We start from the raw sequence: 19,870 nt of genomic DNA on the forward strand, positions 1-19,870 counted from the left end.
TGAGTGACGAGCTCAACGCAAACAATGTTTAATTAAATACGTGCCACAATTGCCGCAGCAACATCACTGGTGGTGTACCCTGCATTTGGGTAGATATCTGGCGTACCAACTCCTGCTTCAACCGCTTCTGCTACCGCTTTTTCAATGGTACGCGCCGCTTCATCTTGACCTAATGAGTAGCGCAGCATAAGCGCAGCACTTAAAATTTGTGCGATAGGGTTTGCCACCCCTTTACCCGCAATATCAGGTGCTGAGCCACCCGCTGGCTCATATAAACCAAAGCCAGACTGATTTAAACTCGCTGATGGTAATAAGCCCATAGAGCCTGTGATCATCGCGCACTCATCAGACAAAATGTCGCCAAATAAATTATCGCAAAGTAATACATCAAACTGGCTTGGCTGTTTCACTAACTGCATCGCCGCATTATCAACATAAATGTAGTCTAGGCTTACTTCTGGGTAGTCTTTACTCACTTCAGTGACCACTTCACGCCAAAGTACACTAGACGCTAACACATTCGCTTTATCAACCGAGGTAACATGATTGCTACGTAGTTTAGCGGCTTCAAAGGCAAAACGAGCGATACGCTCAATTTCTTTACGTGAATATGTTTGGGTATCGAAAGCAGCTTCTTGCTCCCCTTCACCACTGCGGCCTTTTTCACCAAAATAAATACCGCCTGTTAACTCGCGCACACATAAGATATCAAAGCCTTGTGCGCTGATATCTGCACGTAGCGGTGATGCAGCACTTAGTGCAGGTAATAATTGTGCTGGGCGTAAATTACAGAACAAACCAAAATGCTTACGCAGTGGCAGCAGCGACGCTCGCTCAGGTTGTTCGTTCGGTGGTAAGTTTTCCCACTTAGGGCCGCCTACCGAACCAAATAAAATCGCATCAGCATTTTCGCAGGCGCTCAATGTGCTTTGCGGCAGTGCCTGACCAAACTCATCGATGGCAGCACCACCAATCGCGTGGTGATGACGAGTCAAAGTAAAACCAAACTTTTCGCTTACAGCATCCAAGACGGTTTCTGCTGCAGCCATAACTTCTGGACCAATCCCGTCGCCTGCTAATACTGCGATACTGTAATTCGATTGACTCATCCTGCTTTCCTCTGTTGTTTTAAATCAGACACTTTTTGTGCACGATAAATTAAGTTATAAACGCGGATCATAGCGCGTACTGACGCTTCAACCACATCCGCTGCAATGCCCGCGCCGTGATATGGGCGACCATCATATTTAGCGATAATGTTCACTTGCCCTAGTGAGCTGGCACCTTGGCCTGTTGCTTCTAAGTTGTATTCAATCATCTCAACCGATATACCGGTTAAGCGCTCAATTGCTAAGAATGATGCCTCAACTGGACCATTACCTGTCGCTGCCTCTTGCTTAGATTCGCCATCAATAGTCATACCGATTGTTGAGCTCGCCACTGACTGCGAGTTAGACGTAGAGTTAACAAACTCAAGTTGGTACTTCTCGTCTTTATCTTTGATTTGATTAAAGTAAATCATCGCTTCTAAGTCGTAGTCATAGACAGTGCCTTTTTGGTCTGCTAATGCTAAGAAGCTTGCGTACAAGCTATCCATATCGTAATCCGATTTTTGATAGCCTAACTCCTCTAAACGATGCTCAATAACATGACGACCGGAACGCGAGGTCATGTTTAATTGGTTATTGGGTACGCCGACACTTTCTGGCGACATAATCTCGTAAGTATTTTGCGCTTTTAATACGCCGTCTTGGTGAATACCTGAGCTGTGTGCAAAGGCATTTTCACCAACAATGGCTTTGTTTGGTTGCACTGGCATATTACAAATCTTCGCGACTTGGCGCGAAGCGCGGTAAATTTCTTCACTGCGAATGTCAGTGTGAACTTTTAAGTGGTCTTCACGCATTTTCATGATCATCGCCACTTCTTCAAGCGAGCAGTTACCTGCACGCTCACCAATACCATTAATAGTACATTCGATTTGGCGAGCACCGGCTTGCACCGCAGCGATTGAGTTCGCAACCGCTAAACCTAAATCGTTGTGGCAATGCACACTTAAACGCGCCTTGTCGATGTTTGGCACATTGTTCATTAAGTGGTGGATCATCGCAGCGTATTCGTCTGGCGTTACATAACCTACGGTGTCAGGTAAGTTGATAGTTGATGCACCCGCATCAATGGCACTTTCAACGATGCGACATAAATCCCAATGCGGTGTTCGACCAGCATCTTCACATGAAAACTCGACGTCATCCGTGTAGTTACGCGCAAGTTTAATCGACTTAACAGCCATCGCTGTTGCATCGTCTAAGCTCATTCGTAATTTGTGTTCAAGGTGTAATGGACTGGTTGCTATAAAGGTGTGAATACGGCCTTGCTCAGCAGGGCGAAGTGCCTCACCACAAGCTTCAATATCTTTTGCTACAGCACGTGCTAAGCCACAAATAATCGGCCCTGTCACCTCAGTTGCAATACGCTGTACTGAGCGAAAGTCTGCCGGACTAGATACCGGAAAACCGACTTCCATTACATCCACATTTAAGCGGCTAATGGTATGCGCAAGCTGAATTTTGTCGTCTTCGGTTAGGCTGGCTTTTAATGCTTGCTCACCATCACGTAACGTTGTATCAAAAATCCAAACTTTATCTTTCATAAACTGTCCTCGTTCCCAATGACCCATTAGCGAGATAAAAAAAACCCCGCGTTTGCGGGGTTTTATAATATTTACAAATGCAAATACACTAAGCCCCACCTACTTGCTTAAGCAGTAAGAGGTTCAGTGTTAATGTAATTAAACGTGTCATTTGCATGTTAATTTTCTAAATGTGTGTTCAGTGAGCTGTATTTTTAACACCCAGCACACACTCTTGCAAGCATATTTTTTTCACTAAGCACAATGCAAAGGCATAAATATAGAAATAAAAATTCACAAAACAAATAAAAAAAGGATAAAAATGACAATTTAATGGTTAGTTGTCGTTAGAAAAAGTACGTAACGCTTACGGCCTGCTTAGATTAACTTTTTTCATTTCCACCGTTATCCCTAACATACAATAATGCACCACGGGCTATATAACGTAATTGCCAAATAACACGTTCTACCAACTCTTCACGTTGCTGCCCTTCAATATCAAGCGCTTCTGCCCCTGCGTTAAATACTAAAGTGACCATCGCTTCCGCTTGTATATAGGCATGGGTGGCATCGCATGGCGTTTCACTTTCAAGGTAATGTGCAAGCTCCAAGATGAAATGTTTTATCTCGCGAGCAACCGCGGCACGAAACGCTTTTGAAGTACCCGAACGTTCACGCAATAACAACCTGAACTGGTTACTTGAGTTATCAATAAATTCCATGAAAGTAACAATCGATGTAGTAATGACACTGCCACCACTTTCGATACGCCGACGGGCTTGGCGCATTAACTGGCGAAGCGTTAACCCCGCTTCATCAACCATGGTCAAGCCAAGTTCATTCATATCTTTAAAATGGCGATAAAAAGAGGTTGGCGCAATCCCTGCTTCACGAGCAACTTCACGTAAACTTAAATTAGAAAAGCTGTGATCGGCACTCAATTGATTAAATGCAGCTTCGATTAATGCTTGTCGTGTTTTTTGTTTCTGTTGCGCTCTAACACCCGACATGAAAACTCCCAAGGTGAACTTTTAATGATTTTTAAGTTAATGAGACAGTCTAATACTTGACGCGAAGAGTTTGAAACACTATTTTAGCGTACAACTGTACGCCGAGATTTATTATGATGAAAAAACCACCGATTATTTGGACCAATGTGTTATTTTTTAGCCTGACATTTTTGGCCGCCATTACACTTGTTCCTTGGTATGGATTTAGTTACGGATACACCACTGTGCAATGGATAGCTTTTGTTGCTTGCATGTTCTACGCAGGATTATCTATCACCGCAGGTTACCACCGCTTATGGGCACACAAAGCCTATGATGCACACCCTGTAATTGAATTTATATTCGCCTTGGGTGGTGCATTTGCGCTGCAAAATAGTGCGCTTCATTGGAGTAGCGACCACCGTATTCACCATGGTCAAGTTGATGATCCAATCAAAGACCCTTATGCCGCAACAAATGGCTTTTGGTACAGCCATATAGGTTGGATGCTGCGAGACTATCAAGGAGAGGAATACGGAAATTATAGTAATTGCCGTGACTTACAGAAAAATAAAGTCGTTATGTGGCAACACCGCCACTACATGAAATTAGTGTTAGCGACCAATATTGGAATTCCTCTTTTGCTTGGATTAATGGTCGGTGATGTGTGGGGGATGTTACTACTTGCAGGGTTGTTACGTTTAGTATTAAGCCAGCATTTTACCTTTTTTATCAATTCAGTTGCCCATATATGGGGGTCTCGCCCATACACCGAAAAAAATACCGCACGCGATAATGGCTTTTTAGCGTTATTCACTTATGGTGAAGGCTATCATAATTTCCACCATATTTTTGCCAGTGACTATCGCAATGGTATTAAATGGTATCACTATGACCCAACCAAGTGGATGATCCGCACGCTCGCATCTGTCGGTCTTGCATCAAAATTAAAACGTACACCGGTTGAGCGCATTGAAAAAGCCAAAGCAGAAACCTTGATGAATAAAACCCAAGGCCGTCTTGCAAAATTGCCTTTAGCGCAAGATAAGCTTACATTATTACAATCTGAGTACGATTTACTGCTGAAAAAGCTGCAACACTTCTGTGCCCTGCAAAAACGCGTGTTAGAAATCAAAAAGAATAACATGATGAAACAATGCGAAAAATCAGCATTAATGACACAATATCATGAGCTTGAAGCCGCTTGGGAAAACCAAAAGCAGGCTTGGCTTGCACTAAATGCGAGGTTATTAAAAGCCTCTTTTAGTTAATATAGGAGCGGCTGTGGCCAAACAACAAGTAAAGCAAAAAGATACTCCATCTTATCAATATGATGCGATTATCATAGGGACAGGTCCTGGCGGTGAAGGTACCGCCATGAACCTTTCAAAGAGTAACAAAAAAGTCGCAGTTATTGAGCGCCAAGAAGCAGTAGGCGGAGGTTGTGTTCACTGGGGCACTATTCCATCAAAAGCCTTACGTCACTCAGTAAGCCGTTATATAGAATATAAAGCCAATCCTTTGTTTAATATCAGTGAACGTCCGAACCGCCTCACTTTTCCTGATATTTTGCGTCACGCTAGTAATGTCATATCTAAGCAGTCAAGTTTACGTAGTAGCTTTTATGACCGTAACCGCATTCATATGTATCAAGGTGATGCTGAGTTTGTTGACAAGCACACAGTAAAGATTACACACCTTGATGGTTCGCACGAAACACTTACCGCGCAAACAATTGTCATTGCTACAGGCTCTCGCCCATATCGTCCACCTGGCGTTGACTTTAATCATGCACGTATTTACGACAGTGACACGATTTTAGGCCTTGAACATGACCCACACCGTGTACTAATTTATGGTGCAGGTGTGATTGGCTGTGAATACGCCTCTATTTTTAAAGGTTTAGGCGCAAAAGTTGACCTAGTGAATACCCGCGATCGCTTACTCGCCTTTATGGATGCAGAAATTTCCGATGCACTAAGCTATCACTTTTGGAACAGCGGTATCGTTATTCGTCATAACGAAGAATTTGATAGAGTAGAAACTCGCGATGATTGTGTTGTGATGCACTTAAAATCAGGCAAGCGAGTTAAAGCAGACTGTATTTTATTTGCCAATGGTCGAACGGGTAACACCGATACATTAAACCTTGATGCTATTGGCCTAAAAGCAGATGGTCGTGGCCAGCTAAAAGTGAATGAAACTTACCAAACAGAAGTCGATAACATTTATGCTGTTGGTGATGTTATTGGCTATCCAAGCCTTGCTAGTGCGGCATTTGATCAAGGCCGAATCGCCGCTGATGCTATTGCCTGTGGTAACTGCGAAGAAAAATTGATTATTGATATACCCGCAGGGATTTATACTATTCCTGAAATGAGCTCAGTGGGTAAAACCGAACAAGAGCTCACCGCAGCTAAAATTCCATACGAAGTGGGTCGTGCCCAATTTAAACATTTAGCGCGTGCACAAATAGCAGGCACTGAAGTAGGTAGTTTAAAGATTTTATTCCATGTTGATACCAAGGAAGTGCTCGGCGTGCATTGCTTTGGCGAGCGTGCCTCTGAAATCGTTCATATCGGCCAAGCGATTATGGAACAAAAGAACGGCGGCAATAACATTGATTACTTTGTGAATACCACGTTTAACTACCCAACCATGGCAGAAGCCTACCGAGTCGCGGCATTAAATGGTTTAAATCGTTTGTTTAAGTAACAAAAAGCCCGCTTAATGCGGGCTTTTTTTGTCATTCGCTTTTAGCTTATTTGTGATACTTAGCGCTGAACTCATGCACTGCGTTAATAAACACACCCGCATTTTCAGGGTCAACATCTGGTGTAATACCGTGACCTAAGTTGAACACATGACCAGAGCCTGTACCAAAGTCTTCTAGAATAGTCGCGACTTCTTGACGAATACGCTCAGGCGTACCATGTAGCATGGCAGGGTCCATGTTACCTTGTAGTGCTACATTATCACCAACACGACGCTTAGCATCACCAATATTAATTGTCCAATCTAGACCTACTGCATCACAGCCCGTTGCTGCGATTGCTTCAATCCACTGACCGCCATTTTTAGTAAATAACGTCACTGGCACTTTACGGCCATCATGCTCGCGAATTAAGCCATCAACAATCTTATGCATGTATTGTAATGAAAACTCATTGTAATCACGTGGGCTTAATACTCCACCCCATGAGTCAAATACCATTAACGATTGCGCACCCGCTTTTACTTGCGCGTTTAAATAGTCAATGACTGAGTCAGCTAATTTATCAAGTAATAAGTGCAGTGTTTGCGGCTCAGCAAACGCCATTTTCTTGATTTTACCGAATGTTTTACTGCTACCACCTTCAACCATGTATGTGGCAAGTGTCCAAGGTGACCCAGAGAAACCAATCAGTGGTACTTCACCTTTTAGTTCGCGACGAATCGTGCTTACCGCATTCATCACATAACCAAGCTCATCAGTTGGATCGATATTTGGGATTTTTTTAACATCAGCTAAAGAAGAAATCGGACGTTCAAATTTAGGACCTTCACCCGTTTCAAAATAAAGACCTAAGCCCATTGCATCTGGAATAGTTAAAATATCACTAAATAGAATTGCAGCATCAAGCGGATAACGACGTAAAGGCTGTAACGTTACTTCACAAGCAAGTTCAGCGTTTTTACATAAACTCATAAAGTCGCCTGCTTGGGCACGTGTAGCACGGTACTCAGGTAAATAACGGCCAGCTTGGCGCATCATCCATACCGGAGTGACATCAACAGGTTGTTTTTGTAGTGCACGTAAATAACGGTCGTTTTTTAATTCGCTCATGCGTATAGGTCCTAGAACTGAATGAAATTTTGCTGGTGATTGTATCACCATATTACGCGACCCACTATGGATAGATAACCAAGCCTAGATATAGATCACGATTTTTAAACTTACTCCATCAAACAGAACAGGCTTTATACGAAAAAAAATATTTTTAAAACTTTTCATTAATAAATTTGCAACAAAGAAAAAAGCTTGGTATAACTTATCCCGCGTTAACAAAAACAATAATAAAAATCTTATAACAATAAGAACAAAAATCTTCCCATAACAATAAGAAAGCTTGTTTTAACAAGTCTAGAAAAAGAATTAAACCACCAATTTTGGTGGTTTTTTCTTTTCTGAATCATTGATTTATACAATCACCTCAGTATTTTCAACGTTAAAAATTAACACTAGTAGTTTTTAATTATTTCCCATACACTGCTGTTAAAGCAAAATTGACCTAACCTATTACGACACGCATTTTCATATAACAATATGCTGTCTTGTGTTTCTAGGTTGGCTTTTAACAGTTTGTTGTAACTAAGCACGAAGAATTAGTTGATCTTTGTGTCATATTTCCTTTTTATATAAAAAGGAAACCAACTCAGCGAGGAGATGAAATATGCTGACGCGTTTGGAAAAAGCTCAACAAAAATGGGGTGGAAGCCACTCTGTTATCGATAAGTGGCTCACAGAGCGCCAAGAATTACTTGTGCTATTCTGTCGTATAGCGGGCTTTTCACCGTATGAAAAGAAAGATCACGCCCTTCCAGATCAACTACAAATCCAAAATTTTTGTCAAATTTTAATGGACTACTTATCTGCTGGTCATTTTGAAATTTACGATGACATTGCAAAAGCATGTGAAGAGAAAGGCCCAGAAAGCCAAAAGCTTGCCAGTGCGCTTTATCCACGTATTTCAGAAACAACTGACATCGCACTCGACTTTAACGATAAATATGCTGAAGTAGATAAAGATGATTTACTGGATGAGTTTGATAAAGACTTATCTGCCCTAGGCGAAGCACTTGAGCTACGCTTTGAATTAGAAGATGAGTTAATCGATAACTTATATTCAAATCATACTAGCTAGTGCAACTTCACAGCAGCAGAGAGTAAATTCTCTGCTGAATGCCTCTTTTTGCCTTCCTTTAAAGAATCAATTATTCCATCAAAACAAAAATATTTGAAATAAATATTTAGATGCGATACTCATACTATAAAAACATGAGGTTCGCCATGCATAAACGGTCATTTTTAAAGTCACTTTCAATCCTTGCAGCAGCTGCAAGCCTAACATCAACTCCCTTAATGGCCGCACAGAATAGCAGTGGCCACACTTTAATTAAGCCAAAAGCACTTACAAAGGGAGGCACTATCGGTGTCTGTAGTCCTGCTGCGGCAACCGCCGAACATGCTGACATCATACTAGCAAAAGGGGTGATTGAAGCACTGGGTTATAAAGCAAGGCTGGCGCCTAATATTCTGGCAAGACGAGGGCATTTAGCTGGAACAGATGCCATGCGAGCCAACGATCTAAATAACTTGTTTAGCGATACGGATGTCAGTGCTATTTTTTGTTTGCGTGGTGGTTCAGGTGCAGCCCGTATTTTACCTTTGCTCGACTACACCATGATCCGCAACAACCCTAAGCCGCTCATGGGCTACTCAGATATCACCGCTTTACATAACGCACTGCTTGCCAAAACTGGCATGATTAGTTTTCATGGTCCGAACGCATCTAGTGAATGGAATCCATTTCATGTAGAGCAATTTAAAAGCCTGTTCGAAGCACGAAAGCACATGCATTATCAAAATTTACCCAAAGCAGACGATGAGCTGGTAAATACCAAGTACCTGACTCAAACTATCACACCTGGTAAGGCGACGGGTCGCTTAATCGGTGGAAACTTGACAGTACTCACCGCTTTGGCCGGTTCTGATTACCTTCCCGACTTTAACGGGGCCATTTTGTTTTTAGAAGATATTGATGAAGCACCGTATCGAATTGACCGTATGATGAGCACATTAAAGCTCATGGGTGCACTTGATAAGATTGCGGGTTTTGTATTTGGTGATTGTAATGAGTGCAAGCCAAGTCGTGGTTATGGCTCGTTAACACTTGATGATATTTTTGCAGATTATATTAAACCATTAGGCATTCCCGCTTATCGCGGTGCAATGATAGGCCATATTAAACGCCAATTTATTTTACCTGTGGGTGCGTTAATTGAACTTGATGCTAACAAGGGTACGCTAAAAATGAGGGAAACTGTATTTAGCTAGATGAGTGAAGTACAAAAAAAAGGGCCATGAGGCCCTTTTCTTCTGAGTAATAAATTACTCTGCAGCAGCTGCTTTTTCTTCGTCTTGGATTTCAAGTAATTCTACTTCAAAAACCAATGTTGAATTAGCAGGGATCTTACCAAGATCACGCTCGCCGTATGCAAGTTCAGATGGGATTGTGAACTTGTATTTAGAGCCAACTGGCATTAATTGTAAACCTTCAGTCCAACCTGGGATCACACGATTAAGTGGGAAAGTTGTAGGTTCGTTACGTGAGTATGAGCTATCAAACTCAGTGCCATCAAGTAAAGTACCTTTGTAATGTACTTTTACAACGTCAGTTGCTACTGGTTTTTCGCCTTCACCTTCAGTGATCACTTCGTACTGTAAGCCAGACTCAGTAACAGTAACACCTTCTTTCTTCGCGTTTTCAGCTAAGAACTTTTCACCTTCAGCTTTGCTTTTTTCAGCTTCTACTTTTGCTTTTTCTTCTTGCTTAGTACGCATGCTTTGATCAAGTGCAGTTAACACTTCACGAATTTTTTCATCGTCTAGTTTAGCGTTACCAGCAAGGGCATCTTCAAAGCCACGCTTTAATAGCGCTTCGTCTAACTCAATACCTAGCTCTTTTTTATCAGCTAAATCTTGGTTTAAGAAGTTACCAACAGATGCACCGATACCGTAGGCTTGTTGTTGTGCTTCAGTCTCTAGTTTAACTTCAGCTTGCTGTTCTTTTTTTGCTTCTTGATTACAAGCTGTTAGCGCTAAAACTGACGCTGCAATCAATGACAATTTAATCGTCTTTCTCATTTTATATCTCCGACACACTTTGCAGTTGTCAATTATTGTATTATTACTAGTTAAAGGTTAACGACCTATTATGGTAGGCTGCTTGTCTAATAACTAAACTTTATGCAAACGCATAATCTAGTGATTAGACTAACAACCTTGGCTTTTAACGAGCCCTAGTCTAACCTCTCAATCACTAAGAGTTAAGGGGAAATACCTGTAATATGTCGATATTTCGTACTTTTTTATATCTACTAAGCTTTGGCTTAGTTGTTGCGTGCACTGAGCAACATGAGCAATCCGCTGAACGATATGAACATGCGGCTAAAGGTGCGTTTGCATCTGCTCTTTCGCATGATGGCAAATACAGCTTGATCTCATCAATACACCATGGGGTCGCGCTGTGGGATAATCAACAGCAGGTATTAAAATACCAATGGTTTCAACAACAAGCTCAAGATAGCCTTGTGCATACAGTGGCAATCTCTTACGACAATAGCCATGCAGTCACCGCTGAAAAGTCCACATTTGCAGTATGGGACATTAGCACCGGTGAAAACACGGGCTACTATAAAATACATGCCTCAACAATTAGAGATATCGCCATAAGTAACCAAGGGCGTAGCGTTTTATATGGCCGCGCCGACGGTGTAGTCGTTTACCTCGACTTAGAAACCGGAAGGCGTATAGAGTTCCTCGGTCATCAAGAAAAAGTCAACGTTGTTGATCTATCTCCCAATGGCCACTATGCAATTAGTGGCTCAAATGATTACGTAGCTTACTTTTGGGATACTCGCACAGGGCAAGTAATCCACCGCTTTAATCACCCGACTCGTGTCACTCAGGTTGCGCTTGATCCACAGGGTCGATATGCATTTACAGCAGATAGTATGAAGCAAGCAAATGTATGGCAACTGACTACAGGTGATCTTGTTAGCAAACTGGCGTATATTGCGCGTCAGAAAATTTTTACCGCCGTGCGCTTTAATGATCAAGGCACCTTAATTGCAACCGGTTCACCGAATCGACTCGTGGATTTATGGCAACTGGACTCTGGTAAAAAATTACAAACGTGGCAAGTACTCCCTCGTGAAGGCAGTCGCCCAAAATCAGCCGTGGTGTTAGATGTTGCGTTTACAGATAACAACCAAGCGTTATTAACCGAAAGCTCCAGCGGATTCGCTGAAAGTTTTAATTTAAGAGAATCGAATGAATACAATTGAAGATCGTCTCATGGAACTTGAAGCGAAAGTCGCCTTTCAAGATGAAACAATTGAAATATTGAATGATGAGCTTAAAGCGCACCAACAGCAATTGGCAAAAATGAAGCGCCAAACCGAGTTGCTCGCAGAAAAAATTAAAGAGGCGCAACAGCCTTCTCTTATGTCACAGTTACAAGAGCCGCCTCCGCCACATTACTAAGCATACAATAATGGCCGGGTTAATCACCCGGCTTAAATACCCCAATTACCTGTTCAAATTGACGTGTTGAAGCTTGCACAGCTTTCTCTGGCTGGGTCATTTTATGGCCACACTGTACACACTCCACTTTTTCGACATCATGCTCTTTATAAAGCATCATGGTATCCATAGCCCCACATTCTGGGCATGACGCACCAGCAATAAAGCGTTTTTTTTGTCTCATAAGTGATCTCCCGTGGCATGTAGGCCGCTATTTTAGCCTAATAATTCTCTGTTTGATACGATTGCGAAGCCTTATAGGATCCGTGTTATGATAACGCAACTTAACTAGGACTCAGCATAGTATTTTTCAATGATCCAAATCTCAGATATCGAACTACTTCGTGGTGGTAAAGCACTCCTTAAAGGAGCCAGCGCCACACTTTTCCCTGAACATAAAGTTGGTCTTGTTGGGGCTAATGGTTGTGGTAAGTCAACACTGTTTAGTTTGCTAAAGTCTGAGTTGCAGCTCGATGCGGGTGAATGCAGCATCCCTAAAGATTGGTCCATCGCCTCTGTTAAACAAGAAACACCGGCACTGGAAATAAGTGCGCTTGATTATGTTTTGCAAGGCCACCCTGAGTATTATGCGCTCAGAATCGCACTCCGAGAAGCTGAAAAAAATGACGATGGCGCAGCACAAGCCAAAGCGCATATCGGCCTTGAACATATTCAAGGTTATAGCATCGAAGCCAAAGCAGGTGAACTGCTACATGGCTTAGGTTTTAGTAATGAGCAAATAGACAACCCTGTCAGCGCCTTTTCAGGTGGGTGGCGTATGCGTCTAAACTTGGCTCAAGCGCTTATTCGTGACGCAGACTTATTGCTGTTAGATGAACCAACCAACCACTTAGATCTCGATGCCGTATACTGGTTAGAGCGCTTTTTACGCGCCTATACTGGCACCCTAGTACTGATTTCTCACGACCGTGAATTCTTAGACGCGGTGGTTGATCAAATTTGGCACATCGATCAGCAAAAAATTAATGTTTACAAAGGCCACTACTCGCAATTCGAACGCCAAAAAGCGGAGCGTTTACTGCAACAGCAAGCTATGTTCGAAAAACAACAAGAACAAATCGCTCATCTAGAAAAGTTTATTACACGCTTTAAGGCTAAAGCCAGTAAAGCAAAACAAGCACAAAGCCGCGTAAAAGCCTTAGAGCGAATGGAAAAACTAGCGCCTGCGCATGCCGACTCCCCTTTCGATTTTGAATTTGCAGACCCCACTGCGCTGCCAAACCCCTTGATGACACTCGACCAAGCCAAAGCGGGCTATGGCGACATCACTATTCTACATAGTATTAAGCTAAACCTAGTACCAGGTAGCCGTATTGCCCTGCTTGGTCGAAATGGTGCGGGTAAGTCTACACTTATCAAGCTGCTAGCAGGTGAACTTGACCCACAAGCGGGCGAAGTGTTCCAGCATCAAGGCTTAAATATTGGTTACTTTGCGCAGCACCAACTGGAGTCTCTTGATTTAACAGCCAGTGCTGTTACGCATTTACAACGTTTAAATCCGCAAGCAACAGAGCAATCACTGCGCGACTTTTTAGGGGGCTTTGCCTTCATTGGTGATAAAGCCCTTGAGCCAGTTGCGCCATTTTCGGGGGGTGAAAAAGCACGTTTAGTGCTGGCTATGTTGGTATATCAAAAACCTAACTTACTGTTACTGGATGAGCCTACCAACCACCTAGATTTAGAAATGCGACATGCTCTTGTCATGGCACTACAGGGATTTGAAGGTGCGATGGTTACCGTATCGCACGACCGCCATATGCTAAAAAATACCGCCGATGAGTATTACCTTGTTGATAACGGCGAAGTCACGCAATTTGGCTACGACCTTGATGCTTATTACCAGTGGCTACTCAATGCGAATAAAGAAGCGGCAAAAACACCAGAAGACAATGCAACAAAAGCTCATTCAAGTGTAAACCGCAAGGAACAAAAGCGCTTAGAAGCTGAGTTTAGAAAGTCAGTGCAGCCATTAAAAAAACAAATCGACACGCTTGAAAAGCAGCTCGATAAGTACGCAACAGAGCTTAGTGAAGTTGAAACTGCGCTCGGCGACAATGATTTATATAATGACGACAATAAAGCGAAGCTAACAAAGTTACTAGCAAAGCAAGCTGAGTTAACCCCAAAACTAAATGCCGTTGAAGAAGAATTATTGATGGCGCTGGAAGAACTCGAAGAAAAAGAACAGGCCTTCGCCGATGAAACCGCTTAATAGCGAAGCATTTTGGCAGTTTGCGTGTCGACTTTATGATGAAGAAGGCATGCAAACACGGCTGTTAGGTTATCAAAACCAGCAAGGCAAAAATGTGAATGTGTGCTTGTTGCTTTATTATTTAGATTCTCTTGAGCTTGCTTTAAACGAATCTCAACTTAATCAGCTTGAGTTATGCATTGGTGAGTTTGACCAGCAGGTATTAAAACCTCTACGCACGGCTCGCGCCTATCTAAAAGCTAATCAAAGCGAAATTGCTGACTACACCACAATTCGTAAAGAATTACTCAGTGCAGAACTCAAGCTCGAAAAACAACAGCAGCAAATGCTCATTGATAGCGTGAATACTTGCACACTTACATCAAACCCAAAAGCAGATAATTTAAAGTTGTATATAAGATAAAGGTGATTAGCAAACCCAACTCATATCACCACTACCTTACCCCGTAAAATTTCACAGCAATAAAATAACGCTCTCGCTCGAATAAAGGCGAGTACTAATAACTTAGACTCAGTAAACTTGATCCAAATCAACTTCTAAATCGCCTTGTGTAGCTTCAGGAAAATAGCTTGATCTGGATCATGTCAGGCTATGCCAAGCCAGCCTATGATTAACCCATAGACATTAGGAGGCACAACCATGAACGTATTCTTTAGAGATTTTTTTAGCGACCCAGTCTTATTTATGTCATTTGGCATTTTGGCAGTTGTTATCGTTTTATGCCTTTTTTACGTCGGGTATTTCATTAAAAAAGTACACGACGCTGAAGTTCCTAAGTAAGAATTAAGCACGACGCACAAAGCCCCTATCCAATTTTATTGTTTAGGGGCTTTTTATTTGCATAAGCCAAAATCGTTAAACTGTTCTAAAAAAGCAAAAACTTGCTACAATAGGCGCTTGTTTTGTCTTTAAAGTGTCAACTATGTTACCTGAGTTTAAACCTGCGTGGTGGATGCGCAATCGTCATTTACAAACCATAATGCCGCGCTTTTTTCGCCCTTTTCATAAAACACGTTACAACTTATCGACACTCAACACTCCAGATGGTGATTTCTTAGAGCTTGCATGGGCACAACCCCACAATGACCACGCACCACTGGCAATTGTATTGCACGGGCTTGAAGGCAATATAAATAGCTTTTATGCCAAAGGCATGATGAAAAAACTAAAGCAGCAAGGGTTTGCGGTTGTGCTTATGCATTTTCGCAACTGCTCACGGGAAGTTAATCGATTGGCTCGTGCCTATCATAGTGGTGAAACTGAAGACCTGCGCTTTTTTATTAATTATTTGAAAGGCAAATTTCCTTCTCGCCCATTATTTGCCGTCGGTTTTTCTTTAGGTGGCAATGTCTTAGCTAAATACTTAGGTGAACAAGGCCAATCCTCACACTTAACTGGCGCTGCGGTAGTATCGGCGCCATTTGACTTGTCTGCCTCGTGTGAAATTATTCGTAAAAGTTTGTGCAAGATATACCAAAAATACCTGCTTGATCGCATGAAAAAATCAATGCAAAGAAAGTTGCCACAAATTCAGCAACAAATAAATCTAACACCTGAAAAGTTAAAGTCGATTAATGACTTATGGCAGTTTGACGACATGCTGACCGCCCCCTTACATGGCTTTTCAGGGGCAGAAGATTATTATCAACAAGCCAGTGCTAAACCTTATCTAAAAACAATCGCGACACCGACTTTAATCGTACATGCTAAAGATGACCCCATGCTATCAGTTAAAGCAGTACCTAATGGTACAGATGTCAGTGACTATGTTACTCTGCGGGTGTCAGATAAAGGCGGACACGTAGGCTTTATTAGTGGTAATAACCCATTTAAGCCTGTTTATTGGTTAGAGCACATAGTGCCTAGCTACTTCACACAGATCGTTAAAAAAGAGCAGTTATGATCATCCCTCATGAACAAATTGATAAAGACACGCTATATAACTTAATTGAAAGCTATGTGCTACGTGAAGGCACCGATTATGGTGAGCAAGAGGTAAGTATTGAAAATAAAGTTGCGCAGGTTCATCAACAGCTTAAAAGTGGTGAAGCGATGGTGTTTTTTTCTGAGTTACATGAATCGGTAACAATAATATCGAAAGCTGAATTCATTGCTCTGCAAGCTGATCCTGAGTATCAGGCGTCGTTTAACGACTAAACTTGTAAGTTATACTGTAACCCTTCACAATGGCTTTTTAACTTAAAGAGCCATTAAAAATGAAAAAACTAAGCTCATTGGTTGCCGCCGTTTCGCTGGCTTTAATTAGCCAAGCACACGCTGAACAGGCTACTGCATCAGACAAAGCCATAAAACTGGCAAAAGACACTATTTTAATCGACACCCATATCGATGTTCCTTATCGCATTCATAATAAGTGGGCTGATGTAACAAAAGCCACCGATGACGGCGATTTTGACTACCCACGCGCAGTACAAGGAGGTTTAAACGCTCCTTTTATGTCGATTTATATTCCTGCAAACCTAGAATTTGAAGGCAAAGGGAAAAGCTACCAACTTGCTAATCAGCTGATTGATAGTATGGAAGCCATTGTGCAACGTGCTCCTGATAAGTTTGCTATTGCAGATTCAACCGCCGATATCAAAGCGCAGTTTAAACAAGGCAAAATGTCGATTGCAATGGGTATGGAAAACGGCTCGCCGATTGAAGGTGAGATGAAAAACCTTAAGCATTTTTATGATCGTGGTGTACGTTACATCACCCTTGCACACTCACAGAGCAACCACATTTCTGACTCATCTTATGATATCCGCCGTAAATGGAAAGGCCTGAGTCCATTCGGTAAAGAGTTAGTCAAAGAAATGAATAACATAGGTATGTTGGTAGATGTTTCACATATTTCTGATGATGCATTTTATCAAGTAATGGAAATTTCAAAAGTCCCTGTGATTGCATCACACTCTTCACTTCGTAAATATACGCCTGGCTTTGAGCGTAATATGAATGATGACATGCTATTAGCACTGAAAAAGAATGGCGGCGTTATTCAAATCAACTTTGGTTCAAGCTTTGTGACAGCACAAGCTGGCTCTTGGTATGACCAACTAAAATCAGCAAAAGCCGATAAGAAAAAAGACGGTACTAAGCTAAGCAAAGATTTTGACGCAGCTTATCGTGCTAAAAACCCATTCCCTTATGCAAGCCTTGAGCAGGTGCTAGATCACATCGACCATGTCGTTGAGCTCATTGGTATTGATTATGTTGGTATTGGCTCTGACTACGATGGTGTAGGCGACTCTCTACCTACTGGCTTAAAAGATGTAGCAAGCTACCCTAACCTTGTTCAAGGGCTTATGGATAGAGGCTACAGCAATAAAGATATTAAAAAGATTCTAAGTGGCAATATGTTACGTGTTTGGCAACAAGCTGAAGCGTATGCAAAAGCGCACTAACTTTTAATCACTAATCAAAGCGCAGTACTCACTGCGCTTTTTGTTTTTATCAGTACAAGTGATTGATCATACTAATTGCCTGTTTTAATCTGCTGGTATTACAAAGCAACTTGGATGATGTGATATGTCGACTTGGCAAGGAAATATTGCACTTGTTTTGGCAAGCACTGCGCTTGGACTAACGGTTTACAACCATTTCAGTGTAGATAAGCAACGTGCTCCTAGCTCACTTCCCTTTACTATCGATGATTCAATTATTCCCAAACAAGATAGAGAAAACCTCGTTGCTCTACATGGTTATATTCTTGACTTAGAGACACGTATTAACGAGCTTGAAAATAGAACGCCCACGATTGAGCCTTCGCTTATCGAATCAAAAGTAAAACAAGTCATCGAAGAGCGTGAAAAAGCACGTATCGCAGAAGCAACGAAAAGAAATCCTTCCGTAAATTGGTTCCGACATTTACCTGAAGATTATCGACAGCGTATAAAAGCCGATCCGAACTATGCGAATAAATCGATTAATGATGCATTTACAGCGTTATTAAACATGAGTAATACCGACGATGATCGCCTAGCAGCTTATGGACAACTCAAAATGACCTTAGGTATGCTGAGACGAGACTTGGATGATACACAGGAATCCTCGGCCATTGATGCCATGATAAGCATCAGTGAGTATACAAACGAGCCTAAGATACGCATTCAAGCATTGGAGAATTTATCTCACTTAGATGCAGTTTCACCTAAACTAGCCGACTATTTTCAAAAGCTGTTATTAAATGATGCGAATGAGTACGTTAAAAATCTTTCAGCAAGTGCATTAGTGGCGCAGTTTTTCCGCGCCAAGCAGTTGGGAAAAACCCAATTAGCGACGACTCTGGCACAGCGCATCCATATGCTAGAATCCAATGGTGATAGTAAAGTGGCGAATGCTATGACTAATAACCTTAAGCACCCGCACTTAAGAGATGAGCTCAATAAATTTATCGAGCAGTAGCTAAAACGTTCTGTTAGGCATTAAAAAAGGCCGCCTAAGCGACCTTTTTCACAGTGTTACTGCAATCTGTAGATTATTCTACGATTGTAGCTACAACACCAGCACCAACTGTACGGCCACCTTCACGGATAGCGAAGCGTAAACCTTCGTCCATCGCGATTGGAGCGATTAGCTCTACAGTCATCTTGATGTTGTCACCAGGCATTACCATTTCAACGCCGTCTGGTAACTGTACGTCACCTGTTACGTCAGTTGTACGGAAGTAGAACTGTGGACGGTAACCTTTGAAGAATGGCGTGTGACGACCACCTTCATCTTTAGAAAGTACGTATACTTCTGAAGTGAACTTCGTGTGTGGAGTGATTGAACCAGGCTTCGCTAGTACTTGACCACGTTCAACGTCTTCACGCTTAGTACCACGTAGAAGTGCACCGATGTTCTCACCCGCACGACCTTCGTCTAGAAGCTTACGGAACATCTCAACACCTGTACACGTTGTCTTCGTAGTTTCTTTGATACCTACGATTTCAACTTCGTCATTCACGTTGATGATACCAGCTTCAACACGGCCAGTTACAACTGTACCACGACCTTGGATTGAGAATACGTCTTCGATAGGCATGATGAATGGCTTATCGATGTCACGCTCTGGCTCTGGGATGTAAGAATCTAGTGCTTCTGCAAGCTCAACGATTTTGTCTTCCCACTCTTTCTCGCCTTCTAACGCTTTAAGCGCAGAACCTTGGATTAGTGGTAAGTCATCACCTGGGAAGTCGTACTCAGAAAGAAGTTCACGAACTTCCATCTCAACTAGCTCAAGTAGCTCTTCGTCGTCAACCATGTCACATTTGTTCATGAATACGATGATGTAAGGTACACCAACCTGACGAGAAAGTAGGATGTGCTCACGAGTTTGTGGCATAGGACCGTCAGTCGCAGCAACTACTAGGATTGCGCCGTCCATTTGAGCAGCACCTGTGATCATGTTTTTAACATAATCGGCGTGTCCTGGACAGTCTACGTGTGCGTAGTGACGAGTTGGTGTATCGTACTCAACGTGTGAAGTTGAGATTGTGATACCACGCTCACGCTCTTCTGGAGCGTTATCGATTGATGCGAAGTCTTTCGCTACACCACCGTATACTTTTGCAAGTACGTTAGTGATTGCTGCAGTTAGGGTAGTTTTACCGTGGTCAACGTGGCCGATTGTACCTACGTTTACGTGCGGTTTTACGCGTTCAAACTTTTCTTTTGCCAT

20 protein-coding genes are annotated in these 19,870 nt (G+C 42.2%); 13 read left to right on the forward strand and 7 right to left on the reverse strand.

Translation table 11 applies throughout. The features are described 5' to 3' along the window. Nucleotides 1-32: 32 nt before the first annotated feature. The 3 genes from leuB to fabR all read right to left on the reverse strand — a co-directional run bounded on the left by leuB (nucleotide 33) and on the right by fabR (nucleotide 3,642). On the reverse strand, nucleotides 33-1,109 hold the full coding sequence (gene leuB / locus PAARA_RS07085; RefSeq protein ID WP_062568366.1) for a 3-isopropylmalate dehydrogenase: 1,077 nt from the start codon (nucleotides 1,107-1,109) through the stop codon (nucleotides 33-35). Further along, nucleotides 1,106-2,653, reverse strand: coding sequence for a 2-isopropylmalate synthase (gene leuA, locus PAARA_RS07090; protein WP_062568367.1), 1,548 nt, complete (start codon nucleotides 2,651-2,653; stop codon nucleotides 1,106-1,108). The genes leuB and leuA overlap by 4 nt, the downstream gene beginning before the upstream one ends. 362 nt (nucleotides 2,654-3,015) lie before the next feature. Further along, the gene (gene fabR, locus PAARA_RS07095; RefSeq protein WP_062568368.1) at nucleotides 3,016-3,642 is read right to left on the reverse strand and encodes an HTH-type transcriptional repressor FabR; all 627 of its coding nucleotides are present in this window, start codon (nucleotides 3,640-3,642) and stop codon (nucleotides 3,016-3,018) included. Nucleotides 3,643-3,758: 116 nt separating this feature from the next. On the opposite strand from fabR, the gene PAARA_RS07100 reads away from it, so the two are divergent. Beyond that, nucleotides 3,759-4,892 carry an acyl-CoA desaturase gene (locus PAARA_RS07100; RefSeq protein WP_062568369.1) on the forward strand — a complete coding sequence of 378 codons (1,134 nt, stop codon included), beginning with the start codon at nucleotides 3,759-3,761 and terminating at the stop codon, nucleotides 4,890-4,892. A 13-nt stretch (nucleotides 4,893-4,905) separates the two neighbouring features. Continuing rightward, nucleotides 4,906-6,336 carry a Si-specific NAD(P)(+) transhydrogenase gene (gene sthA, locus PAARA_RS07105; RefSeq protein WP_062568370.1) on the forward strand — a complete coding sequence of 477 codons (1,431 nt, stop codon included), beginning with the start codon at nucleotides 4,906-4,908 and terminating at the stop codon, nucleotides 6,334-6,336. Nucleotides 6,337-6,382: 46 nt separating this feature from the next. Here the strand turns inward: sthA and hemE are convergent, their stop codons facing one another. Further along, nucleotides 6,383-7,447 carry a uroporphyrinogen decarboxylase gene (gene hemE, locus PAARA_RS07110; RefSeq protein ID WP_062568371.1) on the reverse strand — a complete coding sequence of 355 codons (1,065 nt, stop codon included), beginning with the start codon at nucleotides 7,445-7,447 and terminating at the stop codon, nucleotides 6,383-6,385. Nucleotides 7,448-8,054: 607 nt separating this feature from the next. Between hemE and PAARA_RS07115 the strand changes: the two genes are divergently transcribed. Beyond that, nucleotides 8,055-8,525, forward strand: a complete 471-nt coding sequence (locus tag PAARA_RS07115; RefSeq protein WP_062568372.1) for an Rsd/AlgQ family anti-sigma factor — start codon at nucleotides 8,055-8,057, stop codon at nucleotides 8,523-8,525. Between the two features lie 146 nt (nucleotides 8,526-8,671). Beyond that, nucleotides 8,672-9,718 (forward strand): S66 peptidase family protein, encoded by a 1,047-nt coding sequence (locus PAARA_RS07120; protein WP_209438175.1) that lies wholly within the window; start codon nucleotides 8,672-8,674, stop codon nucleotides 9,716-9,718. 54 nt (nucleotides 9,719-9,772) lie between these two features. On the opposite strand, the gene fkpA is transcribed toward PAARA_RS07120, so the two are convergent. After that, complete coding sequence (fkpA, locus tag PAARA_RS07125) at nucleotides 9,773-10,528, reverse strand: FKBP-type peptidyl-prolyl cis-trans isomerase (RefSeq protein WP_062568374.1); 756 nt, start codon at nucleotides 10,526-10,528, stop codon at nucleotides 9,773-9,775. A 203-nt stretch (nucleotides 10,529-10,731) separates the two neighbouring features. Between fkpA and PAARA_RS07130 the strand changes: the two genes are divergently transcribed. Both PAARA_RS07130 and PAARA_RS07135 read left to right on the forward strand, forming a co-directional pair. Further along, a complete protein-coding gene (locus PAARA_RS07130; RefSeq protein WP_062568375.1) occupies nucleotides 10,732-11,730 on the forward strand; it encodes a WD40 repeat domain-containing protein in 999 nt (332 codons plus the stop codon). Further along, nucleotides 11,717-11,929, forward strand: a complete 213-nt coding sequence (locus PAARA_RS07135) for a SlyX family protein (RefSeq protein ID WP_062568376.1) — start codon at nucleotides 11,717-11,719, stop codon at nucleotides 11,927-11,929. The genes PAARA_RS07130 and PAARA_RS07135 overlap by 14 nt, the downstream gene beginning before the upstream one ends. Before the next feature lie 19 nt (nucleotides 11,930-11,948). Here the strand turns inward: PAARA_RS07135 and PAARA_RS07140 are convergent, their stop codons facing one another. Beyond that, on the reverse strand, nucleotides 11,949-12,152 hold the full coding sequence (locus PAARA_RS07140; RefSeq protein WP_062568377.1) for a YheV family putative zinc ribbon protein: 204 nt from the start codon (nucleotides 12,150-12,152) through the stop codon (nucleotides 11,949-11,951). Nucleotides 12,153-12,281: 129 nt separating this feature from the next. Here PAARA_RS07140 and PAARA_RS07145 point away from each other — a divergent pair, with 129 nt between their 5' ends. The 7 genes from PAARA_RS07145 to PAARA_RS07170 all read left to right on the forward strand — a co-directional run bounded on the left by PAARA_RS07145 (nucleotide 12,282) and on the right by PAARA_RS07170 (nucleotide 18,612). Continuing rightward, nucleotides 12,282-14,201 (forward strand): ATP-binding cassette domain-containing protein, encoded by a 1,920-nt coding sequence (locus PAARA_RS07145; RefSeq protein ID WP_062568378.1) that lies wholly within the window; start codon nucleotides 12,282-12,284, stop codon nucleotides 14,199-14,201. Continuing rightward, nucleotides 14,188-14,604, forward strand: coding sequence for a TIGR02444 family protein (locus PAARA_RS07150; protein ID WP_062568379.1), 417 nt, complete (start codon nucleotides 14,188-14,190; stop codon nucleotides 14,602-14,604). The genes PAARA_RS07145 and PAARA_RS07150 overlap by 14 nt, the downstream gene beginning before the upstream one ends. Nucleotides 14,605-14,841: 237 nt before the next feature. Beyond that, nucleotides 14,842-14,982, forward strand: coding sequence for a DUF3149 domain-containing protein (locus tag PAARA_RS20375; RefSeq protein ID WP_074989877.1), 141 nt, complete (start codon nucleotides 14,842-14,844; stop codon nucleotides 14,980-14,982). Nucleotides 14,983-15,124: 142 nt separating this feature from the next. Beyond that, nucleotides 15,125-16,105: a hydrolase gene (locus PAARA_RS07155; protein WP_062568380.1), complete on the forward strand. Its 981-nt coding sequence runs from the start codon at nucleotides 15,125-15,127 to the stop codon at nucleotides 16,103-16,105. Further along, nucleotides 16,102-16,359 carry a YheU family protein gene (locus PAARA_RS07160; protein WP_062568381.1) on the forward strand — a complete coding sequence of 86 codons (258 nt, stop codon included), beginning with the start codon at nucleotides 16,102-16,104 and terminating at the stop codon, nucleotides 16,357-16,359. Before PAARA_RS07155 ends, PAARA_RS07160 begins: the two co-directional genes overlap by 4 nt. Before the next feature lie 59 nt (nucleotides 16,360-16,418). Then, a complete protein-coding gene (locus PAARA_RS07165) occupies nucleotides 16,419-17,612 on the forward strand; it encodes a dipeptidase (protein WP_062568382.1) in 1,194 nt (397 codons plus the stop codon). A gap of 124 nt (nucleotides 17,613-17,736) precedes the next feature. After that, nucleotides 17,737-18,612: a hypothetical protein gene (locus PAARA_RS07170; RefSeq protein WP_062568383.1), complete on the forward strand. Its 876-nt coding sequence runs from the start codon at nucleotides 17,737-17,739 to the stop codon at nucleotides 18,610-18,612. 73 nt (nucleotides 18,613-18,685) lie between these two features. Here PAARA_RS07170 and tuf read toward each other — a convergent pair whose 3' ends face one another. Beyond that, a complete protein-coding gene (gene tuf, locus PAARA_RS07175) occupies nucleotides 18,686-19,870 on the reverse strand; it encodes an elongation factor Tu (RefSeq protein WP_062567544.1) in 1,185 nt (394 codons plus the stop codon).

Origin of the sequence: Pseudoalteromonas arabiensis (assembly GCF_001550155.1) — a bacterium.
GTDB lineage: Bacteria > Pseudomonadota > Gammaproteobacteria > Enterobacterales > Alteromonadaceae > Pseudoalteromonas > Pseudoalteromonas arabiensis.

What these genes read in the sequence shown, in the direction of transcription:
- leuB (WP_062568366.1), bottom strand. Translation starts at nt 1,109, where the DNA reads ATGAGTCAATCGAATTACAGTATCGCAGTATTAGCAGGCGACGGGATT.
- leuA (WP_062568367.1), bottom strand. Translation starts at nt 2,653, where the DNA reads ATGAAAGATAAAGTTTGGATTTTTGATACAACGTTACGTGATGGTGAG.
- fabR (WP_062568368.1), bottom strand. Translation starts at nt 3,642, where the DNA reads ATGTCGGGTGTTAGAGCGCAACAGAAACAAAAAACACGACAAGCATTA.
- PAARA_RS07100 (WP_062568369.1), top strand. Translation starts at nt 3,759, where the DNA reads ATGAAAAAACCACCGATTATTTGGACCAATGTGTTATTTTTTAGCCTG.
- hemE (WP_062568371.1), bottom strand. Translation starts at nt 7,447, where the DNA reads ATGAGCGAATTAAAAAACGACCGTTATTTACGTGCACTACAAAAACAA.
- PAARA_RS07115 (WP_062568372.1), top strand. Translation starts at nt 8,055, where the DNA reads ATGCTGACGCGTTTGGAAAAAGCTCAACAAAAATGGGGTGGAAGCCAC.
- PAARA_RS07120 (WP_209438175.1), top strand. Translation starts at nt 8,672, where the DNA reads ATGCATAAACGGTCATTTTTAAAGTCACTTTCAATCCTTGCAGCAGCT.
- fkpA (WP_062568374.1), bottom strand. Translation starts at nt 10,528, where the DNA reads ATGAGAAAGACGATTAAATTGTCATTGATTGCAGCGTCAGTTTTAGCG.
- PAARA_RS07130 (WP_062568375.1), top strand. Translation starts at nt 10,732, where the DNA reads ATGTCGATATTTCGTACTTTTTTATATCTACTAAGCTTTGGCTTAGTT.
- PAARA_RS07135 (WP_062568376.1), top strand. Translation starts at nt 11,717, where the DNA reads ATGAATACAATTGAAGATCGTCTCATGGAACTTGAAGCGAAAGTCGCC.
- PAARA_RS07140 (WP_062568377.1), bottom strand. Translation starts at nt 12,152, where the DNA reads ATGAGACAAAAAAAACGCTTTATTGCTGGTGCGTCATGCCCAGAATGT.
- PAARA_RS07145 (WP_062568378.1), top strand. Translation starts at nt 12,282, where the DNA reads ATGATCCAAATCTCAGATATCGAACTACTTCGTGGTGGTAAAGCACTC.
- PAARA_RS07150 (WP_062568379.1), top strand. Translation starts at nt 14,188, where the DNA reads ATGAAACCGCTTAATAGCGAAGCATTTTGGCAGTTTGCGTGTCGACTT.
- PAARA_RS20375 (WP_074989877.1), top strand. Translation starts at nt 14,842, where the DNA reads ATGAACGTATTCTTTAGAGATTTTTTTAGCGACCCAGTCTTATTTATG.
- PAARA_RS07155 (WP_062568380.1), top strand. Translation starts at nt 15,125, where the DNA reads ATGTTACCTGAGTTTAAACCTGCGTGGTGGATGCGCAATCGTCATTTA.
- PAARA_RS07160 (WP_062568381.1), top strand. Translation starts at nt 16,102, where the DNA reads ATGATCATCCCTCATGAACAAATTGATAAAGACACGCTATATAACTTA.
- PAARA_RS07165 (WP_062568382.1), top strand. Translation starts at nt 16,419, where the DNA reads ATGAAAAAACTAAGCTCATTGGTTGCCGCCGTTTCGCTGGCTTTAATT.
- PAARA_RS07170 (WP_062568383.1), top strand. Translation starts at nt 17,737, where the DNA reads ATGTCGACTTGGCAAGGAAATATTGCACTTGTTTTGGCAAGCACTGCG.
- tuf (WP_062567544.1), bottom strand. Translation starts at nt 19,870, where the DNA reads ATGGCAAAAGAAAAGTTTGAACGCGTAAAACCGCACGTAAACGTAGGT.